Raw genomic sequence first — 16,414 nt, 5'->3', positions numbered from 1 at the left:
GCGTGCTGTACGGGGTGGGCACGGGGCCTGGCGACCCCGAGCTGCTCACGGTCAAGGCCGTCCGCACAATCGAATCGTGTCCGGTCATCGCCGCACCGCAGACGGCGGACGGGGTCATGGTCGCGCTCGACCTCACGCCCGAGATGTCGTCGCCTCTGCACATCGTGCCCGGCGGCTACGACGACGTGCGCCGCGCAATCGGCTGGCCGGGGACGAAGGTGGTCATGAAGGCGCGCCGCTCGCTTGCGGACACGAAGCGCATCCTTCGCGAGGAGGGCGCCTTCGACGGTGCCGAGCTCGTAGAGGACTGTGGGCTTCCGGGCGAGCGCGTGTACCGCTCGCTCGACGATGTGCCCGATCGGGGCAGCTACTTCTCGACGATGGTGGTGCGCTAGATGAGGGTTTCCTGCATAGCGTTCACTGAGAGGGGGTATGCGTTGGCGGAGCGCACCGCACGCGCGCTTTCCGATTGCGCGCAGACAGGTGAAGATGACCCTAGCTGGGACGTTTCCGTTTCGTGCGGGTTCGGCGAGGGGAAGGCCGACCTGCGCGCATGGACGACGCTCGCGTGGGAAGCGTCGGACGCGATTCTGTTCGTGGGCGCGGCGGGCATCGCCGTGCGGGCGATCGCGCCGCATGTCGCCTCGAAGGCAAACGATCCCGCGGTTGTGGTGATCGACGAGGCGGGGCGCTTTGCCGTCCCGCTTTTGTCGGGGCATTTGGGCGGTGCGAACGAGCTTGCGCAAACTGTGGCACGCGCGGCAGGGGCCATCCCCGTCATCACCACGGCGACCGACGTCCGCGGCGTGTGGGCGGTGGATACGTGGGCGCGCTGTGCGGGGCTCGCCGTTTCGAATCCCGAGGCCATCAAGCGAGTGTCGGCGCGGCTGCTTTCGGGCGGGCGCGTGGCGCTCTATTCCGACATGCCGATTTCGGGACAGCCGCCTGAGGGGGTTGACATTGCGTCCGACCGAGCTCGGACCGATATCGTCGTGTCGCCGTTCGCTGGCGCGAATGCAGGTGCGTCCGTTCGCGCGGCGGAGACAACGGGCGAGGTCGTGCCCGCCGGTGAGACGGGGAAGCCGGCGGGCGTGCGGGCACAGGCACCTGCGCCCGAGCCACTTCGCCTTGTCGTGCCCTGCATCGTTGCGGGCATAGGGTGCCGTCGCGGTGCGTGCGCCGAAGCGATCGAGGAGGCGTTTCTTCTCGCGTGCGGGCAGGCGGGTATCTCGCCTTCGGCCGTGCGCGAGGCGGCGACGATCGACGTGAAGGCGCACGAGGAGGGTCTGCTCGCCTTCTGCCGCGCGCGCAATATCCCGCTTGCGACGTATTCCGCAGAGGAGTTGTCGCAGGTCGAAGGCAGCGTTTCGCCATCTGATTTCGTGCGCGCGACGGTGGGGGTCGACAACGTGTGCGAGCGCGCGGCGCTCGCGGACGGGGGCAAACTTATCTTCCCGAAGCTCGCTCACGGCGGCGTGACCGTCGCGTTTTCCAAGGTAACCATCGAACTTTCGTTTAAGGAGCGGTGATGGGAAAGCTCTTCGTGGTGGGGATCGGCCCGGGCGGCCCCGACGGCATGACGATTGCGGCCCGGCGCGCGCTCGAGGCGGCCGACATCGTTGTGGGGTACACGAAATACGTGGAGCTCGCGCTCGCCGCCGTGCCCGACGCGGCGCATCTCGCGACGCCGATGATGCACGAGGTCGAACGGTGCCGCCTGGCGCTTTCGCGCGCGCAGAGCGGAGAAGCCGTGGCGCTCGTGTGCAGCGGTGACGCGGGCGTGTACGGCATGGCGAGCCCCGTGCTGGAGCTTGCGGAGGACTACCCCGATGTAGACGTGGAAGTTATCGCCGGGGCCACCGCGGCTCAGAGCGGGTCGGCGGTGCTCGGCGCCCCGCTTGCCCACGACTTCGCGGTCGTGTCGCTCTCCGACCTGCTCACGCCGTGGGAGGTCATCGAGCGCAGGCTCACCGCCGTGGCGAGCGCCGACTTCTGCATCTGTTTGTACAACCCGCGCAGCAGAAAGCGCGCCGACAGGCTCTCGCGCGCGGCGAAGATTATGCTCGAATGGAAGGCCCCCGACACGCTCTGCGGCTGGGTACGCAACATCGGGCGCGAGGGGCAGCAGTCGGGCATGTGCAGGCTCTCCGAGCTGGGGGAGTTCGACGCCGACATGTTCACCACCGTGTTCGTCGGCAACGCGGACACGAAGCGCGTAGGCGGCCGTATGGTCACGCCGCGCGGGTATCGGGAGATTCCATGCGAAAGGTAGCGATCATCGGGGCGGGGCCCGGAAACCCCGACTTGCTCTCGCGCGCGGCGCTCGACGCGATCGACATCGCCGACGTGGTCATCGGCGCCCATCGCGCGCTTGCCGGCATCGATGTGCCGCCCGACGTGGTGAGATGCGAGCTCGTGAAGACGGCGGACATCGTCGCCGCGCTCACCGATGCGGCGTCGTGGCAGCGCGCCGCGGTCGTGATGACGGGCGATGTGGGGCTGTTCAGCGGCGCGCGCCGCCTGGTGGAGGCGCTCTCCGGCGACGCGCAGGTGGACGTGCGCGTCATTCCCGGCATAAGCTCAGCGTCGTATCTCGCCGCGCGCCTCGCGCGTCCCTGGCAGGATTGGCGCTTCGCGAGCGCTCACGGCGTGGCGTGCGACATCGTGGCCGAGGCCGAGCGCGCAGGTGAGCTCTTCCTCGCCACGTCGGGTGGGGAAGACCCCTCGCGGCTTTCGGGCGAGCTTGTGCAGGCGGGCTTCGGGGACGCGCGCGTGACGGTGGCCGAGCGCCTGTCGTACCCCGACGAGCGCATCACCTGCGCGACCGCAATTGAAATCGCAGGTCAGACGTTCGACGACTTGAACGTGATGCTTATCGAGTTCGCAGGCGGCGCCGGGTCGCCCGCGGGCTCTAGCGCAGCCTCCGAGGCGCCGGCCGGCGCGTCTGCGCCCGCGGCGGCTTCTTCCGCGGCGGACTCTGCGGGCGCATCCCGCGCCGCGAGCTCCCGCTGGCCGTACGCTTCCTCGGGCATTCCCGACGAGCTCTTCATCCGCGGCGACGTTCCTATGACCAAGCAGGAGGTGCGCGCCGTCGCGCTCGCGAAGCTGCGCCTTACCGCGACCGACACCGTGTGGGACGTCGGCGCCGGCACGGGGAGCGTGTCGATCGAGGCGGCGCTCGTCGCGCGAGCGGGGTCGGTATGGGCGGTCGAGCGCAACGCGGCCGGCGTGCGGCTCATCCGAGAGAACGCGGATGCATTCGGGTGCGGCAACGTGCATGCGGTCCCCGGTGTCGCCCCCGAAGCGCTCGCGAAACTGCCCGCCCCCGACGCCGTGTTCGTCGGCGGGAGCGCGGGCGAGCTTCCCTCCATCGTGGAGGCGGCGCTCGAGAAGAACTCGCAGGTTCGCCTGTGCGTGCCATGCGTCACCGTTGAGACGCTCACCGAGGCGTGCGCGCTCCTCTCGGGTTCGCGCTTTAAGGGGTTCGAGGCGTGCCAGGTGTCGGCCGCTCGCGCCGAGGCTGTAGGCTCGCACCATCTTATGAAGGCGCAAAACCCCGTGTTCCTCGTCAGCGCGCGTGGTGCGGGCGCGGATGCCGAGGAGCTTGCCGAAGTCGGAGCGCTTGCTGAGTCGCCTGTCGGGGAGGACCCCTCTGCCGAGGGGAACCCATTCGTTGAGGTGGTCTCGCTTGCTAACTGCAACGCCGCAGGTGGGGAAGGCGGCGCCCGGTGAGCACGTCCATCCCGCACTTCATGGTCGCTGCGCCCTCGAGCGGGAGCGGCAAGACGGTCGTAACGTGCGCGCTCCTGCGCGCGCTCGCGCGCCGCGGCCTTGCATGCGCGGCCTTCAAATGCGGCCCCGACTACATTGACCCGCTCTTTCATCGCCGCGTCGTGGGCGCGCGCTCGGGCAACTTAGACGGCTTCTTCACCGACGCCCCGACGCTGCGCGCCCTGCTCGCACGCGGCGCCGCGGGCGCGGATGTCGCGGTGCTCGAGGGGGTCATGGGCTTCTACGACGGCATGGCGCCCGGCGTGGCCGACGCGAGCAGCTACCAGGTTGCGCGCGACACGGAAACGCCGGTCGTTTTAGTGGTGAACGGGCGCGGGGCGTCTTTATCGCTCGCCGCCGTAATCCGCGGCATCGCCGAGTTCCTGCCTTGCGCGAACGTGCGCGGCGTCGTGCTGAACAAGACGAACACCGCTGCCTGCGCCTACGCGGCGCCTGCGATCGAGAAGCACACGGGCGTCGCGGTTTTGGGGAATATCCCCGCCGACGAGGCGTTCTCGCTCGAAAGCCGGCATCTGGGGCTTGTGACCGCCGACGAGGTCGAGCAGCTCTCCGCGCGCATCGACAAGATGGCCGAGCTGGTGGAAAAGAGCGTCGACGTCGACCGCTTGCTCGAAATAGCGGCGACGGCACCCGATATCCGCGAGGAACCTTACCGGTTGGAGCCGATCGCGGGAGCGCGGCCCATCGTCGCCGTCGCGCGTGACGAGGCGTTCTCGTTCTACTACGAGGAGAACTTGCGCGCGCTCGAGGACCTGGGTTGCGAACTGGCCTTTTTCAGCCCCCTGTGTGATAGCGAGTTGCCCCGGGGGACAAGCGCCCTCTATCTGGGGGGCGGCTACCCGGAGCTCCATGCGCGGGAGCTCTCCGAGAACGCGCCGATGCGCGAGGCGGTGCGGCGCGCGGTGGAATCCGGCATGCCGACGGTCGCCGAATGCGGTGGGTTTCTGTACCTGCAGCGCGAAATCGCCGATAGCGAGGGGCGGCGCTGGCCTGTTGCGGGCGCCCTTGAGGGCGCAAGCGAGAACGGGGGAAGGCTGTCCCATTTCGGGTACGTGGAGCTCACTTCCCAACGCGACGGGCTCTACGGGCCGCGCGGCACACGCATCCGCGCGCACGAGTTCCACTACTGGCAGTCCACCTGCCCGGGCGGCGACTTCTGGGCGCAGAAGCCCCGGCGCGACAAGGGCTGGCCGTGCATGACGACCACCCCGTCCCTGGTGGCGGGCTTCCCGCATGTGTACTATCCTGCGAACCCCGACGTTGCGCGCGCGTTCGCGTCTGCCGCAGCGTCGTTCGCAGAGAGGAGACGGCATGGCTGAAGCAACCGAAACCGCGCTTGCCTGCATCCGCGAGGAAGTCGAGCGCGCGTTCTCGTCGGCGCCGGGCGCCGTGCTCGAAGCCGCGCTCTCCCGGATTGCGCCCGCAGACGAGTGCGCCCGCGCCGCCGCGTACGCCGCGTGGGACTCCATCGCGCACCCCTTGGGGGGATTGGGCGACTTTGAGGACGCCGTCGCGTGTATCGCCGCAGCTCAGGGGAGCGCCGAGGTGGCCGAGTTTCCCCGTGCGCTCGCGGTATTCTTCTCCGACAACGGGGTCGTTGCCGAAGGCGTGTCGCAAAGCGGGCAAGACGTGACGCGAGCCGTCGCGCGCAACATGTGCGAGGGGGCCACGAGCGCCTGCCGCATGGCGGCGTTCGCGGGTGCCGAGGTCGTGCCCGTCGACGTGGGTATGGCCCGGGGCATAGAAGACGCGCGCATGGTGCGCGCGAACGTGCGGCGGGGGAGCGGCAACATCGCGCACGGCCCCGCTATGTCTCGCGATGGGGCCGTGCGCGCGATCGAGGTCGGAATCGCCGTCGCGTGCGGGCTTGCCCGCGCCGGCGTGCGCCTTCTCGCCGCGGGCGAGATGGGCATCGGCAACACGACCACCTCGGCGGCGGTGGCCGCAGTGCTCCTCCGGGCGGACGCGCGGAGCCTCGTCGGGTGCGGCGCGGGGCTCTCGGACGCCTCGCTCGCGCGCAAGCGCGACGTGGTCGAGCGCGCTATCGACGCGAACTCGCCCGATCCCGCCGACCCGATCGACGTGCTCTCGAAGGTGGGCGGCTTCGACATCGCGGCGATGTGCGGCTTCTACCTGGGGGCCGCGGCCTCGAAGGCGCCGGCGCTCCTCGACGGGGTCATATCCTGCACGGCGGCCCTGTGCGCAGCGCGCCTGTGCCCCAACGCCTTGGGCTACCTCGTGGGCACCCACGCATCAAGCGAACCCGCAAGCCAGGAGCTCCTTCGCGAGCTCGGCATAAAGGTACCCCTCGACGCAGGCATGCACTTGGGCGAGGGCGCGGGCGCCATGGCGTATCTGCCCCTTCTGGATTCGGCGCTGCGCGTGTACCGGGATGGGAAGACGTTCACGGCGACTGGCATGGCTGCTTACGAGCATTTCGAGGCCGGGAAATGACGGTGACGCTCGTCATCGGCGCCGCCGCGAGCGGCAAGAGCGCCTACGCCGAGTCCCTGTGCCTCGGGCACGACGGCCCCCGCGTGTACCTGGCAACGATGGAGCCCTTCGGGGAAGAGGGCGCCCGCCGCATCGCGCGCCATCGGGCGCTGCGCGAGGGCAAGGGGTTTTCCACCCTCGAGCGCACGCGTGACGTGGGCGCCGCAGTGCCCGGGCTTCCGCGCGGCTGCACGCTTCTTTTGGAGGACGTGGGCAACCTGGTTGCGAACGAGCTCTTCGCGGAAGGCGGCTTGTCCCCACGTGACCCCGACGCTGCGGCGCGCGAGGTGCTCGGAGGCATCGAACGGCTCGCTCAGGCCGCTGCGTATACGGTGGTGGTCACCGTCGACGTGTTCGCCGATGGGATGCGCTACGATGAGGGGGCCGAGGCATGGAGGCGCGCGCTCGCGCGCGTGAACGCGGGCGTGGCGGCGCTGGCCGACCGCGCAGTCGAAGTGGTATGCGGGATTCCCGTGTGGATGAAAGGCGAAGGACCTACAAGGTGAAGATAGCGGAGGCGATCGGCGCGGCGTTCGGCACGTTCTCGCGCATCCCCGTCCCGAAATCGGCCTGGACCGATTTCGGGTTAACCCATGCGCTTGCCGCGTTTCCCCTGGTGGGCCTTGCGGAAGGCTTCCTCATGACGGCGTGGGGGCACGTGGCGAACCTGCTCGGCGTGCCCGCGACCATCGTCGCGGCCGTGCTCGTGGCGCTGCCTGTGGCGGTGACGGGAGGCATCCACCTAGACGGGCTCTGCGACACCTCCGATGCGCTTGCAAGCTGGGCCCCGCGCGAGCGAAAGCTCGAGATCATGCACGACCCGCGGGCGGGCGCCTTCGGGGTCATCGGTGTTGTCGTGTACCTTATTCTGCAGTTTTCCCTGTTCACCGCGCTGCCGCTTACGGCGGGAGCGTTCCTCGCGCTTCTGTGCTCGCTCGTGTTCTCCCGCGCGCTTTCGGGGCTCGCCGTTGAATGCTGGCCCGCCGCGCGGGCGGACGGCATGGCCGTGGGGCTCTCGCCTGCGAAGAAGCGCGCGGCGATCGTCGTGCCGCTTTGCGCTTTCGCTGCGGCGTCGGCTGCAGGGATGGTCGCGTGCGCTCAGGCCGTCGGCGCCCTTATGGCGGTGGCGGGGCTTTTGGCGCTCGCGTGGTACCGCCATGTTGCCCTGTCCCGCTTCGGCGGGGTGACGGGGGATTTGGCCGGATGGTTTCTGCAATGGGCCGAGCTCGCGATGCTTGCCGTGCTGGTGGCGGGGGGCATGCTCCTATGATGCTCGTGGTAGGTGGCGTACATTCGGGGAAGAGGACCTTCGTGCGCGAAAAGCTCGGGTTCGCGGCGGACGATTTCGTCGACGCGGCGCAGCTTGCGGAGGGCGGCGTGCCCGCGGCTTTTGCCGGCCGCGTTGCGTACCGTGCTGAGGAACTCGTACGCGCGCTCGACGCTGACCGGGCGCTCGAGCGGCTGATCGGCTTCGACGCAGTGATTCTGCCCTTGGTCGGCTCGGGGGTCGTCCCCATGCGTGCGGAAGACGCCCAATGGCGCGAGCGCGCGGGGCGCCTGGGATGCGCGCTCGCTGCGCGCGCCGACGTCGTCGTGCGCATGACGTGCGGGATTCCCCAGGTCATCAAAGGAAACCTTGCTGATGCGCCTCGAGGGACGCAGGGCGCGGGCGCGCCTTTGGAAATCGTCTTCGTGCGCCATGGTGCCACGGCGGGCACGGAAGACCATCGCTACAGCGGGGCGGGCACCGACGAGCCCCTGTCGAGTGCGGGCGAGCGCGCTTTGCGCGACCTCGCGTGCGATCGTGACGTGTTTCGTGTTATCACGAGCGGCATGGCCCGCACCGACCAGACGGCGCGCATCCTCTTCCCGAACGCGGAGCTTATGGCGTGCCCCGGTCTGCGCGAGATGGATTTCGGCGACTTCGAGGGGCGAAGCGCCGCCGAGCTTAAAGAGGATGCGCGCTACCGCGCCTGGGTAGACTCCTGGTGCGAGACGCGCTGCCCGCATGGCGAGGGCAAGAGCGATTTCACCCGCCGCGTCGTCGCGGCGTTTCGGGAGGCGTGCGAATCGGAGCGCGCCCAGGGGAGTGGGCGCGCCGTCTTCGTCGTTCACGCGGGTACCGTGAAAGCGCTGCTCTCCGAGCTAGCTGTCCCGAAAATGGGATACTTCGACGTGCATACCGAGCCGGGCGGCGCATGGGCCGCCACCTGGGATGGGCGCTGCCTTCGCGACGTTCGCCCCGCTTCGGGGGGCGATGCCCGGTGATGACGATTCTTGCCGTCGCCGCCGGGTTCGCGGCCGACCTTGCCTTCGGCGACCCGCGCTGGCTTCCCCATCCCGTCGTCGCCATGGGGCGCGCGACCACGTGGGCCGAAGGCCGCCTGCGGGGCGCATTCCCGCAAACGTCCGCGGGCACGCGCGCCGCGGGGCTTGTGCTCGCCGTGGCGCTTCCGCTTGCGTGTGGGCTTTTGACCTGGGGAATCCTGCATTTTTGCGGCATGGTTCACTCCGGCTTGCGCTTCGTGGCCGAGGCATGGGCGAGCTATCAGATTCTCGCGGCATGCGAGCTGCGCCGCCAGAGCCTGGCCGTGGCCCGCGCGTTCTCGAAGGGCGGCCTTGTCGCGGCGCGCGAAGCCGTCGGGCGCATCGTGGGACGCGACACGTCTGTTCTCGACGAGCAGGGCGTCGCGCGCGCCGCCGTGGAAACGGTGGCGGAGAACGCGAGCGACGGCGTCATCGCGCCGCTTTTCTACCTTATGATTGGGGGTGCGCCCTTGGGCATGGCGTACAAGGCGGTGAACACGCTCGACAGCATGGTGGGCTACAAAAACGAGCGCTACATCGACTTCGGCTGCGCCTCGGCGCGCCTCGACGATGCGGTGAACTGGATTCCCTCGCGCTTATCGGCCCTGCTCATGATCGCCGTGTGCCCGATCGTCGGGCTCGACGCGCGCGGGGCGGCGCGCATCTGGCGCCGCGACAGGCGTCGCCATGCAAGCCCGAACGCGGCGCAGACCGAGTCAGCGTGCGCGGGCGCGCTCGGGCTGCGCCTGGCAGGACCCGCGGTGTATTTCGGCAAACTCGTTGAGAAACCGACGATAGGCGACGCGTCCCGCGAAATCGAGTGGGGCGACATCGCCCGGGCGACAAGGCTCATGCTCGCCGCGTCCGTATGCGCGCTCGTCGTCTTCGGCGCCGCGCGCGCGGCGGTCGTGCTCGCCGTGGGGGCGATGGCATGAGGGAAGATCACGCCGCGCCCCGGGCTGCCAGGGGAATCCTACGCGCCCGTGCGCATGGGGGCAGCGCGCAATCGCTCGGCATCGCTTGCGAAGGGGGCGCCTCCGACCTCATTGACTTCTCGGTGAACGTGAATCCGGCAGGCCCCTCGCCGCGCGCCGTCGCCGCAGCTCGCAAGGCGCTTTCTCGAATCGACGCCTACCCCGATAGGGAAAGCCTCGCCCTCGTTCGCGCCCTAGCGCGCGCCCAGGGCATTCCCGAAGATACTATCGTCTGCGGCGCGGGCGCATCCGACATCATCTGGCGGCTCGCCGCGGCGGTGCGCCCGAAACGCATCGTCGTGTGTGCGCCGACGTTCTCTGAATATGCGGAGGCGGCATCGTACTACGGCGCATGCGTGCAGGAGTTCCCGCTCTCCGAAGCGGACGACTTCGACGTGCCCGCCTCCTTCGCCCGCGCGATCGAGGGGCCGGGAGACGTGGCGTACCTCTGCAATCCGAACAACCCGACGGGGCGCCTCGTCGACCCCCGCGTGATCGATGCCGCGGCTTGCCGCTGCGAGCAGGCGGGCGCGCTGCTCGTCGTGGACGAGTGCTTTCTCGGATTTGCGCCCGACGCCCGCGAAAGGAGCGTGGCCGCACGCGCCGCGTGTTCGCGCCATGTGGCCGTGCTCTCCGCGTTCACCAAGCTCTACGGAATGGCGGGGTTGCGGTTGGGATATCTGATCAGCGGAAACGCCCAACTCATCGAGGGGATTCGCCGGGCGGGGCAGGCGTGGCCCGTCTCCTCGGTCGCCGAGGCCGCGGGCATCGCCGCCCTGGAAGACGCCGAATACGTCTCGCGCACGCGCGATGTATTGGCGGGCGAGCGAGCGTGGCTTTCCCACGAGCTCTCCTCGCTCGGGCTTTCCGTCGTGCCGTCGGATGCGAACTTCCTTTTAGTCCGCACGCCGGCGAAAGACATCCCCGAGCGCCTGTATAATCAGGGGGTTTTGGTCCGCACGTGCGACTCGTTTTCGGTACTGTCCCGTTTCTGGTGCCGCGTCGCGGTGCGCACGCGCAAGGAGAACGCCCGGCTTGCGATGGCGTTCAGCCGCGCGCTTCGGGCGGAAGGCGCATCGGGCGAAGGCGAACCCGACGAACGGGGCGGCGCTTCTTGCAGCGGCGCTATGGCGGGCGCGGATGGCCGAGGCTCGGCGAAGGAGGTCGATACCCGTGGGTAGGGCGAAGCCCATCATGATCCAGGGCACCATGTCGAACGCGGGGAAGAGCTTGCTTGCGGCGGGGCTGTGCCGCGTGCTTTCGCAGGACGGCCTGCGCGTGACTCCCTTCAAGAGCCAGAACATGGCGCTCAACAGCGGTGTCACGGCCGACGGGCTCGAGATGGGGCGCGCCCAGATCATGCAGGCCGAGGCGTGCGGCATCGCGCCCGACGTGCGCATGAACCCCATCCTGCTCAAGCCCGAAAGCGATCACCGAAGCCAGCTCATCGTGGCCGGCAAGGCGCAGGGAGCCTTCGCTGCGAGGGACTACTTCGCGCGAAAGAAGGCGCTCATGCCGCAGATTTTGGAGGCGTTCGATTCGCTCGCGGAGGAAAACGACGTCATCGTCATCGAGGGCGCCGGCAGCCCCGCCGAAATCAACCTCGCCGAAAACGACATCGTCAACATGGGGCTCGCGCGCGCCGTGTCCTCCCCCGTGCTGCTCGCGGGCGACATCGACCCAGGCGGGGTGTTTGCCCAGCTCTACGGCACGGTCGCGCTCCTTGCGCCCGAGGACCGCGCGCTTTTGCGGGGGCTTGTGGTGAACAAGTTCCGCGGCGATGTGGAAATCCTGCGCCCGGGTTTGGCCCCGCTCGAGAAGATGTGCGGGGTTCCCGTCGTGGGGGTCGTGCCGTATCTTACGCTCGACCTGGACGACGAGGACTCGCTCGCGCCGCGCCTATCTGCCCGCGAGGCGCGCGGCGTCATCGACGTCGCCGTCGTGCGCCTTCCGCATCTGTCGAACTTCACCGACTTCGACCCGCTTTCGCGCGTGCCCGGCGTGGGCGTGCGCTACGTTTCCTCGACGACCGATCTGGGCCGACCCGACCTGGTGGTGCTCCCCGGCTCGAAGACCACGCTCGACGACGCGCGCTGGCTTGCGGCTAGCGGCATCGGAGCCTGTGTACGCGCGCTTTCGGGCGCGGGCACGCCGGTGCTCGGCATATGCGGAGGCTACCAGCTTTTGGGAGACGAGCTTTCCGACCCGCACGGCAGGGAAGGCGCTGGCACCGCGCGCGGGCTCGGGCTCATCCCCGCAAGTACGGTGTTCAAGGAGGAAAAGCGCCTCGCCCAGTCGGAGCTGCGCATCACGGGCGCCCAAGGCGCGTTCTCGGTGTGGAACGGCATGACGGCGCGCGGGTACGAGATTCACGACGGCGAAACGACCGTCTCCTGCGCCCCTGCGGGCACGATTGGCGGCAAACCAGAAGGCGCGGCCTGCGGAAACGTGTTCGGAACCTATCTCCACGGCCTGTTCGACGAACCGGGGGTGGCGCTCGCCCTCGCGCGCTCGCTCGCGCGCATGCGCGGCCTGCCCGAGAGCGTCGTGGGTGCTGCGGGCGCGGCGTCCGCAGCCGATCACCGTGCGCGCGAGTTCGACCGCCTGGCCGACGCCGTGCGTGGGGCGCTCGACATGGAGTATGTCTACCGCATCATCGAGGAGGGCGTATGATCCACGTGTATCATGGCGACGGCAAAGGCAAGACCACGGCGGCGATGGGCCTCGCCCTCCGCATGCTCGCCGCAGGCCGCCGCGTCGTCGTCGTGCAGTTCCTGAAAGACGGCGAAAGCGGGGAGGCGCGCCTGCTCGCCGAGCATTTCGGCGTGCCCGTGTTCGCGGGGAAGGCGTCGGACAAGTTTACCTGGTCGATGACGTCGGAAGAACTTGCCGCGACGTGCGAGCTGCACGATGGGAACCTCGCTTCCGCGCTCGCCGAGCTCGAGGGCGCGCAGGAGGGGCTGCTCGTGCTCGACGAGGCGCTCGACGCGCTTTCGAAGGGGCTTGTCGACGAGGCGCTCGTGGACCGCGCGCTCGATATGTCCGCGCGCGGCGTCGAAGTAGCGCTCACCGGGCGCGCGCCTTCCCGCAAGATCGTGGAGAAGGCCGACTACATAACCGAGATGCGGTGCGAGAAACACCCCTACGAGCAGGGGATATGTGCAAGGGAAGGAGTGGAGTACTAGATGGATTCCAAGGAGATGGCGCCCGGCGACATCGAGCGGCGCAGCTTCGAGATCATCACCGAAGAGCTCGGCGGCCGCACGTTCCCGCCGCTCGAAGAGCCCGTCGTGAAGCGCGTCATCCACACCACTGCCGACTTCTCGTACGCCGATTCCCTCGTGTTCACCCATGACGCCGCGCATTGTGCGCTCGACGCACTGCGCGCAGGGGCCACGGTGCTCACCGACACGAACATGGCGCTCGCAGGCATAAGCAAGCCCGCGCTCGCAAAGCTCGGCTGCAAGGCCGTGTGCTACATGGCCGACCCTGATGTCGCCGCGGCTGCGCGCGCCGCGGGCACGACTCGCGCCGTTGCGAGCATGGACAAAGCTTGCTGCATCGAAGGTCCGCTCATCGTGGCCGTCGGCAACGCTCCCACAGCACTTCTGCGCCTCGCCGAGCTCATGGACGCGGGGAAGATCGCGCCCGCGCTCGTCGTTGGGGTGCCGGTCGGGTTTGTGAACGTGGTCGAGGCGAAAGAGGAGCTACTCGCGCGACGCGTGCCGGCCATCGTCGCGAGGGGTCGCAAGGGCGGCTCGACCGTGGCGGCCGCCATTATGAACGCGCTGCTCTACCAGATCACGCGCCCAGGCGGCCCGAAGTGACGGCGCCCGCATCCGCGCCGGCGCTGCGCATCTTCGCCGGCACCACCGAGGGCCGCCTTCTGTGCGAATGGGCGAGCGGGGCGGGCATCCCCGCCCGTGCCTACGCGGCAACCGAGTACGGAGGCGAGCTTTTGGGCGAGCTTCCGGGCATCGAGGTGCATGCGGGCAGGCTCGACGAGGCCGACATGGAGCGCGAGCTTTCCGGCGCGCGCATCGTCGTCGACGCCACGCACCCCTTCGCTACGCTCGCAAGCGGCAACATCCGGGCCGCTTCGCTCGCCGTGGGTGCACGATGCCTGCGCCTTGCGCGCCCGGCCGGGGCGCTGCCCAAAGGCGTCGTGTCGGTCGCGTCGATCGCCTGCGCGGCGCGCTTTCTCTCCGAGAACCCGGGTCGCGCGCTTCTCACGACGGGGAGCAAGGAGCTTGCTCCCTACACGCGCGTCGCCGATTTCGCGGAGCGCTTCTTCGTGCGTGTGCTCCCGCTGCCCGGCGCTATAACGAAGTGCATCGACGCGGGGTTTTCGCCGTCGCACGTCATCGGCATGCAGGGGCCCTTCACCCGCGAGCTCAACGAGGCGATGCTTCGGCAGGTGGGCGCCCAGTGGCTTGTGACCAAGGACTCGGGAACCGTAGGCGGCACGGCCGAGAAGCTCGCCGCCGCGCGCGACGTGGGAGCGCGCTGCATCGTGGTCGCCCGTCCCGCCGAGGGAGGCGGGGCCCTTTCGCTTCGGGAAGTGGAAGACGCGCTCTTACGGGAGTTCACGCGCTAGGCGCTCGCCGCGCCTGCGCGCCCTCCCGCCCGCGTGGGGGGTGTCATGTGGCAATCTATCTGGGCAACGACATGATCATCGACGCGTATGGGCCGGTGGACGTGCACAGCATGTGGTCGCGCGGCGTGCCCCGCGGCGTGTTGCGCTTCTATCAGTGATCCGCGTTCGGGCCCAGTGGTCGTGAGGACATCACCCCTGTTCGAGCTTGATGGCAATCCTGCGAGCTTGGGCTCATCGAGGCCAAAATGAAAGCGGGCGCCGGATGATCGGTCCGGCGCCCGATTCGAGAGGCGTTTCGGCTATTGGTGTGGGCGCGGCTTTTGCCCTTGTATGTTTAGGAAACTCCTCTCCTCGAAAAGTATGATACCTAATGAGATAGTCATTTTTCAGTCGTGATTTTCTCGATCTGATGTGCGAAAATGCTACTTGTCACGTTCTCCCAAAATGTAATCGTGCGGTTACGTTTTCCCCTGCTCGGCGTTGCGGCAGTGTGCAGCAAAACATGCTGTGCGCCCGCAAGCAATCCCTCGTTAATATGAAGATGCTGTGCACCCAAGGTGTGCAAGCTGCCCTTTTATTGCCCGAAAAGGGCGTTTCGGCTACAGCTTTCCCTCGTGAGATGCACAAAACCGCTCAAGGCCGCTATAATCCAGAAAGTTTGAACGGAAGTGCCGCGGACGGATGCGGCGAAGTCAAAGTTCGCCCGTGCGCGGGCGGCCACAAGTTGTAAGGGGCAGGGCTGGTGCTCGACCAATTCTTCTCGCAGATATCGTTTGTGGATATCTTCAACTTCTGCGTCTTCATCACGTTTACCATTTGCTATACCTATCAGCTCTACTACGTGCTTGTCGTGCTTTCACGCAAGCCGAAGCAGCTTGTCGCGAAAAAGAACCACCGATACGCTGTCGTCGTTTCTGCCCGCAACGAAAGCGCGGTCATCGGCGACTTGATCCACTCCATCAAGGTGCAGAACTACCCGACAGAGCTGATCGACGTGTTCGTCATCGCCGACAACTGCACCGACAACACCGCCGATGTGGCGCGCGAGGCGGGCGCGATTGTGTTCAAGCGCTTCAACACCGAACAGGTTGGCAAAGGTTATGCGCTCGATTACGGCTTCAAGATCATCCGCAGCCAGTATGCCGACCGAGGCTACGAGGCGTATTTCGTCTTCGATGCCGACAACGTGCTCGACGTGAACTACTTCCGCGAGATGAACAAGACCTTCGACAACGGCGCGAAGGCGTCCACGAGCTACCGCAACTCCAAGAACTACGACTCCAACTGGATTTCTGCCGGCTATGCCGTGTGGTTCCTGCGCGAGGCCAAGTTTTTGAACCAGGCACGCCTCACGCTTAACACGAGCGGCGCGGTGTCGGGCACGGGCTTCTTCATCGCGGCGGACATCATCGAGAAGAATGACGGCTGGAGATGGCATCTGCTCACCGAGGACATCGAGTTCTCCGCGAACAGCATCCTCGAGGGCATTCGCATCGCCTACACCCCGACGGCGGTGCTCTACGACGAGCAGCCCGTTACCTTCCGCGATTCCTGGAACCAACGCTTCCGCTGGGCGAAGGGCTTCTACCAGGTGTTTTGGCACTACGGCGCGCGCCTTGCGAAGGGCGTCTTCACCAATCCCAAAGGTTCCCGCTTCGCCTGCTACGACATGCTCATGACCATCGCTCCTGGCATGCTGCTCACCATCGTGTCGGTCGTCTTCAACGCGATTATCATCGTGCTTGCAGCGACGGGCGCCATGTCGACGGGCGTCATGATTGCGAGTTCCATCTCGTCGATTTTCTTCTGCCTGTTCAACTACGTCATGTTCATGTTCCTCTTCGGCGTGCTCACAACGTTCGTCGAGTGGGATTCCATCCACGCGCCCACGCGCAAGAAGGTGCTCTACATGTTCACCTTCCCGTTCTTCATGCTGACGTATGTGCCCATCGCGCTCGTTGCCCTCGTGAAGAAGTGCCAGTGGAAGCCGATCAAGCACAGCATCTCGGTCGACGTCGAGGAGTTCTCGGAAGCCCAACAGGGTATCGCCGCGCAGAAGTAAGCTGCCGGCAGCTTCTCTCAGATTACGCGTTTTCCAGTGGGGGTCCCTCAGGGGGCCCTCTGTTTAATATGAGTAGAACATTGTCAAGAGGCAATGAAGGCCCAAGCCAGGAAAATCTTTCCCGACTTGGGCCTTTCTATCATCACCCGATGATTTCTTCCGACAGGTTGTGTCATCAAACCGACGCTC

The 16,414-nt window shown here is 67.5% G+C and carries 16 protein-coding genes; all 16 read left to right on the top strand.

Annotation, left to right across the window (positions count from 1 at the left end):
* Positions 1–2: 2 nt before the first annotated feature.
* A complete protein-coding gene (locus tag F8C90_RS05450; RefSeq protein WP_246155801.1) occupies positions 3–395 on the top strand; it encodes an SAM-dependent methyltransferase in 393 nt (130 codons plus the stop codon).
* A 42-nt stretch (positions 396–437) separates the two neighbouring features.
* Positions 438–1,529 carry a cobalt-precorrin 5A hydrolase gene (locus F8C90_RS05445; RefSeq protein ID WP_246155799.1) on the top strand — a complete coding sequence of 364 codons (1,092 nt, stop codon included), beginning with the start codon at positions 438–440 and terminating at the stop codon, positions 1,527–1,529.
* Positions 1,529–2,272, top strand: coding sequence for a precorrin-3B C(17)-methyltransferase (gene cobJ, locus F8C90_RS05440; RefSeq protein WP_158049444.1), 744 nt, complete (start codon positions 1,529–1,531; stop codon positions 2,270–2,272). The genes F8C90_RS05445 and cobJ overlap by 1 nt, the downstream gene beginning before the upstream one ends.
* Positions 2,260–3,732, top strand: a complete 1,473-nt coding sequence (cbiE, locus tag F8C90_RS05435; protein ID WP_158049443.1) for a precorrin-6y C5,15-methyltransferase (decarboxylating) subunit CbiE — start codon at positions 2,260–2,262, stop codon at positions 3,730–3,732. Before cobJ ends, cbiE begins: the two co-directional genes overlap by 13 nt.
* Positions 3,729–5,111, top strand: coding sequence for a cobyrinic acid a,c-diamide synthase CobB (locus F8C90_RS05430; RefSeq protein WP_211361031.1), 1,383 nt, complete (start codon positions 3,729–3,731; stop codon positions 5,109–5,111). The genes cbiE and F8C90_RS05430 overlap by 4 nt, the downstream gene beginning before the upstream one ends.
* Positions 5,104–6,246 (top strand): nicotinate-nucleotide--dimethylbenzimidazole phosphoribosyltransferase, encoded by a 1,143-nt coding sequence (locus tag F8C90_RS05425; RefSeq protein WP_158049442.1) that lies wholly within the window; start codon positions 5,104–5,106, stop codon positions 6,244–6,246. The genes F8C90_RS05430 and F8C90_RS05425 overlap by 8 nt, the downstream gene beginning before the upstream one ends.
* Positions 6,243–6,791 (top strand): bifunctional adenosylcobinamide kinase/adenosylcobinamide-phosphate guanylyltransferase, encoded by a 549-nt coding sequence (locus F8C90_RS05420; protein WP_158049441.1) that lies wholly within the window; start codon positions 6,243–6,245, stop codon positions 6,789–6,791. The genes F8C90_RS05425 and F8C90_RS05420 overlap by 4 nt, the downstream gene beginning before the upstream one ends.
* On the top strand, positions 6,788–7,555 hold the full coding sequence (gene cobS / locus F8C90_RS05415) for an adenosylcobinamide-GDP ribazoletransferase (RefSeq protein ID WP_170264559.1): 768 nt from the start codon (positions 6,788–6,790) through the stop codon (positions 7,553–7,555). The genes F8C90_RS05420 and cobS overlap by 4 nt, the downstream gene beginning before the upstream one ends.
* On the top strand, positions 7,552–8,553 hold the full coding sequence (locus F8C90_RS05410; RefSeq protein WP_158049439.1) for a histidine phosphatase family protein: 1,002 nt from the start codon (positions 7,552–7,554) through the stop codon (positions 8,551–8,553). The genes cobS and F8C90_RS05410 overlap by 4 nt, the downstream gene beginning before the upstream one ends.
* Entirely contained in the window at positions 8,553–9,527 is a 975-nt protein-coding gene (cbiB, locus tag F8C90_RS05405; protein ID WP_158049438.1) for an adenosylcobinamide-phosphate synthase CbiB, read from the top strand. Before F8C90_RS05410 ends, cbiB begins: the two co-directional genes overlap by 1 nt.
* On the top strand, positions 9,524–10,747 hold the full coding sequence (locus F8C90_RS05400) for a pyridoxal phosphate-dependent aminotransferase (protein ID WP_170264558.1): 1,224 nt from the start codon (positions 9,524–9,526) through the stop codon (positions 10,745–10,747). The genes cbiB and F8C90_RS05400 overlap by 4 nt, the downstream gene beginning before the upstream one ends.
* Complete coding sequence (locus F8C90_RS05395) at positions 10,740–12,239, top strand: cobyric acid synthase (RefSeq protein WP_246155797.1); 1,500 nt, start codon at positions 10,740–10,742, stop codon at positions 12,237–12,239. Before F8C90_RS05400 ends, F8C90_RS05395 begins: the two co-directional genes overlap by 8 nt.
* Positions 12,236–12,751 (top strand): cob(I)yrinic acid a,c-diamide adenosyltransferase, encoded by a 516-nt coding sequence (locus F8C90_RS05390; protein ID WP_042435541.1) that lies wholly within the window; start codon positions 12,236–12,238, stop codon positions 12,749–12,751. The genes F8C90_RS05395 and F8C90_RS05390 overlap by 4 nt, the downstream gene beginning before the upstream one ends.
* Entirely contained in the window at positions 12,752–13,393 is a 642-nt protein-coding gene (locus F8C90_RS10920; protein ID WP_170264557.1) for a precorrin-8X methylmutase, read from the top strand.
* The gene (gene cobK, locus F8C90_RS05380) at positions 13,390–14,163 is read left to right on the top strand and encodes a precorrin-6A reductase (protein WP_170264556.1); all 774 of its coding nucleotides are present in this window, start codon (positions 13,390–13,392) and stop codon (positions 14,161–14,163) included. The genes F8C90_RS10920 and cobK overlap by 4 nt, the downstream gene beginning before the upstream one ends.
* A 742-nt stretch (positions 14,164–14,905) precedes the next feature.
* Positions 14,906–16,225, top strand: a complete 1,320-nt coding sequence (locus tag F8C90_RS05375) for a glycosyltransferase family 2 protein (protein WP_158049433.1) — start codon at positions 14,906–14,908, stop codon at positions 16,223–16,225.
* The last annotated feature ends 189 nt before the right edge of the window (positions 16,226–16,414 follow it).

The organism is Ellagibacter isourolithinifaciens, from assembly GCF_008831035.1.
Taxonomy (GTDB): domain Bacteria; phylum Actinomycetota; class Coriobacteriia; order Coriobacteriales; family Eggerthellaceae; genus Ellagibacter; species Ellagibacter isourolithinifaciens.
This window is presented reverse-complemented; position numbering and strand designations above follow the sequence as displayed.

Excerpts from the sequence above, each read along its gene's own strand:
- F8C90_RS05390 (WP_042435541.1), top strand. The coding sequence starts at position 12,236 with ATGATCCACGTGTATCATGGCGACGGCAAAGGCAAGACCACGGCGGCG.
- F8C90_RS05400 (WP_170264558.1), top strand. The coding sequence starts at position 9,524 with ATGAGGGAAGATCACGCCGCGCCCCGGGCTGCCAGGGGAATCCTACGC.
- F8C90_RS05425 (WP_158049442.1), top strand. The coding sequence starts at position 5,104 with ATGGCTGAAGCAACCGAAACCGCGCTTGCCTGCATCCGCGAGGAAGTC.
- F8C90_RS05410 (WP_158049439.1), top strand. The coding sequence starts at position 7,552 with ATGATGCTCGTGGTAGGTGGCGTACATTCGGGGAAGAGGACCTTCGTG.
- F8C90_RS05420 (WP_158049441.1), top strand. The coding sequence starts at position 6,243 with ATGACGGTGACGCTCGTCATCGGCGCCGCCGCGAGCGGCAAGAGCGCC.
- cbiB (WP_158049438.1), top strand. The coding sequence starts at position 8,553 with ATGACGATTCTTGCCGTCGCCGCCGGGTTCGCGGCCGACCTTGCCTTC.
- cobJ (WP_158049444.1), top strand. The coding sequence starts at position 1,529 with ATGGGAAAGCTCTTCGTGGTGGGGATCGGCCCGGGCGGCCCCGACGGC.
- cbiE (WP_158049443.1), top strand. The coding sequence starts at position 2,260 with ATGCGAAAGGTAGCGATCATCGGGGCGGGGCCCGGAAACCCCGACTTG.
- F8C90_RS10920 (WP_170264557.1), top strand. The coding sequence starts at position 12,752 with ATGGATTCCAAGGAGATGGCGCCCGGCGACATCGAGCGGCGCAGCTTC.